We start from the raw sequence: 1,466 nt of genomic DNA, 5'->3' as shown, positions 1-1,466 counted from the left end.
CAGCGCGGGCCGATGTCGGTCTTCGCGTTCCATCCGATCCCGCCGAATATCGACTTCGCTGCCTGGTCGGCCGAGATGCGCCGGGTCGACGAGATCCTCGCGGCGACCAGCGCACCCGCGATCGTCGGCGCGGATTTCAACGCGACACACGACCACTCGGCCTATCGAGCACTGCTCGACGGCGCGTTCGCCTCGGCCGCCGACCAGACCGGCGACGGTGTGCTGCTCACCTACCCGGCGGATCGCCGGTGGGGACCGGTGATCGGGATCGATCACATCCTCGTCGCAGGTGGGGTGGCCGAACAGATCCGCACGCTCACCATCCCCGGCTCCGACCATCGCGCGGTGCTGGCCACGATCCGAATGGACCTGTGACAGTAGTCGTTTACCATGTGAGCGCTCGATCGCGGACCGCAAGGCGGCCGCGTCATTTTTGGGGAGGACAGCGCATGAGAAGACATCGGTTCGGCGCGACCATGGCAGCTTTGATGAGTATCGGCATGCTCGTATCCGGTTGCGGGGCGACAACTGTCGCGAGCGACCAGGCGCAGCCGATCATGGACAATCCATGGGAGGTGGCGGGCGCGGCGTCGTCCACCGGTCCCAGCGGGTCGCGTCCCGGTGTGCCCGACACGGACAAGAAGGCCGACAACGGCGACAACGGCAAGATCGACAAGCTCGCGCTCAACGCCATCGCCGACATCGAAGAGTACTGGCAGACCGAGTATTCCAAGACTTTCCGTGGCAATTTCAAGCCCGCCTCGAAGTACATCTCCTGGTCGGCGAAGGCGCCGGAGTCGGAGTCGGTGCAGTTCTGCAAGAGCAGCACCTACAAGCTGGTCAACGCCGCGTACTGCCCGCTCGACCACACCATCGGCTGGGACCGCACCGTCCTGCTGCCGCTGCTGGTCGACAAGTACAAGGAAATGTCGGTGGTGATGGTGCTCGCCCACGAATACGGGCACGCCATCCAGTCCCAGGCCGACCTGCTGCGCGGGTTCCTCACCGATGCGCTGGTCAAGGAGCAGCAGGCCGACTGCCTGGCCGGTGTGTTCCTTCGCCATGTGGCAGAAGGCAATTCGAAGCACTTCACGCTCAACACCACCGACGGGCTCAACGGTGTGCTCGGCGCGACCGTCGCCGTGCGCGACCGCGACCCCAACGATCCCGACGCCGTGCACGGTTCGGCGTTCGAGCGGGTGACGGCGGTGCAGATGGGCTACACCCAGGGCGCCAAGTCGTGCAAGGACATCAACGAGGACGAGATCGAGAAGCGTCGCGCCGGTCTACCGACTACGTTCATCGATGACGAGCGCGAAAAGCAGCTCGCGGTGGACCAGGAAAATCTGAGTAACCTGGCCAACCAACTGGGCAAGTCGATGCCGTTGAAGAACGTGCCGAAGTTCGACTACACCGGTGTCACCCGCAATTGCTCATCCGTGACGACCACCGAACTGGTTTCTTAC

Annotated in this window: 2 protein-coding genes; both read left to right on the top strand. The window is 64.1% G+C overall.

The genetic code is table 11. From position 1 onward, the window contains the following. On the top strand, positions 1 to 375 hold a 375-nt coding region (locus tag ACFWF3_RS35770), incomplete at its 5' end, for an endonuclease/exonuclease/phosphatase family protein (RefSeq protein WP_379318579.1). A 74-nt stretch (positions 376 to 449) separates the two neighbouring features. Further along, the coding region (locus tag ACFWF3_RS35765) for a metallopeptidase (protein WP_379318577.1) at positions 450 to 1,466 on the top strand (1,017 nt) is incomplete at its 3' end.

Origin of the sequence: Nocardia sp. NPDC060220 (assembly GCF_042727815.1) — a bacterium.
Classification (GTDB): Bacteria; Actinomycetota; Actinomycetes; order Mycobacteriales; family Mycobacteriaceae; genus Nocardia.
Note: the sequence above shows the minus strand (reverse complement) of the source record. Positions and strands in the feature narration are given on the sequence as shown.